This is a genomic window from Antribacter gilvus, assembly GCF_003946865.1.
In the GTDB taxonomy this organism is placed as follows: Bacteria; Actinomycetota; Actinomycetes; order Actinomycetales; family Cellulomonadaceae; genus Antribacter; species Antribacter gilvus.
Map to the genome: position 1 here is coordinate 1 of NZ_QXTH01000032.1, position 1583 is coordinate 1583.

At 68.7% G+C, this 1583-nt stretch carries 2 protein-coding genes; both read left to right on the forward strand.

From position 1 onward, the window contains the following. Positions 1 to 76 precede the first annotated feature (76 nt). Positions 77 to 517 carry a hypothetical protein gene (locus D1350_RS24225; protein ID WP_206074661.1) on the forward strand — a complete coding sequence of 147 codons (441 nt, stop codon included), beginning with the start codon at positions 77 to 79 and terminating at the stop codon, positions 515 to 517. Next, a complete protein-coding gene (locus tag D1350_RS23380) occupies positions 517 to 1554 on the forward strand; it encodes an IS3 family transposase (RefSeq protein ID WP_125778460.1) in 1038 nt (345 codons plus the stop codon). The genes D1350_RS24225 and D1350_RS23380 overlap by 1 nt, the downstream gene beginning before the upstream one ends. Positions 1555 to 1583: the final 29 nt, after the last annotated feature.

Consider the following 1583-nt stretch of genomic DNA (forward strand, 5'->3'; position numbering starts at 1 on the left):
CCCTATCCGCCAGACTTCCGTGAGACCCCGGTCCTGGTGAGTTCGTAGGCTGGGGGCAGCAACGGAGATCGGATTTATGAGCAAGGACAGCAAGGCCGGCCAGAGCGAGCCGGTGGATGTGGTAGCGGCGGGGCCGCGGTCGGGGCGTGCCGCACGGCGGACGTTCACGACGGAGTTCAAGCGCGCGATCGTGGCCGAGTATGACGCGGCGCCGGTCGGGGCCAAGGGCGCGGTGCTGCGTCGGGAGCGGTTGTATGACTCCCACGTCCAGGAGTGGCGGGCCGCGATCGAGGCCGGGACGTTGGACAAGTCCTCGGCGGTTCGCGGGCGGCAGCGGCCGGCCAAGTCAGCCAGGTCGGCCGAGGAGGTGCGGATCGCCGAGCTCGAGCGGCAGGTCGCCCGGCTGGAGGCCGAGGCTGCGGCGAAGGACGGGGTTATCGCGTCCAAGCAGGCCGCGTTGGACGTGCTGGGAAAAGGTGTCGCGTTCTTGGAAGCTCTGTCGTCGAAGAACGCGTGATGGGCCGGGCCGAGTATCGGGCCTGGCAGGCAGAGACCGTCGATGCGCTGAGCCCGCACGTGGGTGTGGTGGAGGCGTGCACGCTGGTCGGGCGATCGCGGGCGACGCACCATCGGCAGGCCAACCCTCGCCCGAGGGTGCACGGCCCGTGGCTCAAGGCGGCGCACCCGGCCGAGCTGTCCGGCGCCGAGCGTGACCAGGTCCTGGCGTTGCTGAACAGCGAGAAGTACGCGGACCTGGCTCCGGCGCAGGTCTGGGCCCGTGAGCTGGACGAGGGGCGGTACTGGTGCTCGCCGCGCACGATGTACCGGATCCTCGCCGGCGCGGGGCAGACCGGGGAACGGCGTCGACAGGCGACCCACCCGGCCAAGAAGGTCCCCGAGCTGGTCGCCACCGGCCCGAACGAGGTCTGGAGCTGGGACATCACCAAGATCCGCGGCCCCGTGAAGGGCCGCTGGTTCCACGCCTACGTCGTGCTCGACATCTTCTCCCGCTACATCGTCGGCTGGCGCATCGAGACCGTCGAGGACGGGCACCTGGCCCAGGACCTCGTCCAGGACATCGTGACCGAGCAGGGCACCGCTCCGGGGTGGCTGCACGCCGACGGCGGGGCCGCGATGACGTCCAAGCCGCTCGCATCCCTCCTGGTCGACCTGGACATCACCCGCTCCCACTCCCGACCCCGTCAGTCGAACGACAACCCGTTCAGCGAAGCGGCGTTCAAGACCCTGAAGTACTCCCCGGACTACCCCGCAAGGTTCGACTCGATCGGCCACGCCCGCGCCTGGATGGAAGCGTTCGTGACCTACTACAACCACGAGCACCGCCACTCCGGTATCGGCTACTACACCCCCGCCAGCGTGCACTACGGCACCGCCGTCATCGTCCAGACCCACCGGCAGGCCACGCTCGACGCAGCCTGGGCAGCACACCCTGAACGCTTCCGGGCACGCCCGAAAGCAACCGACCTGCCCGAAAAGGCAGCCATCAACGACCCAGAGCGGCGAAAATCACAAGAACACGCCTCCAAGGCTTGAACACGTCTCATTTGACTTGACAACTACCG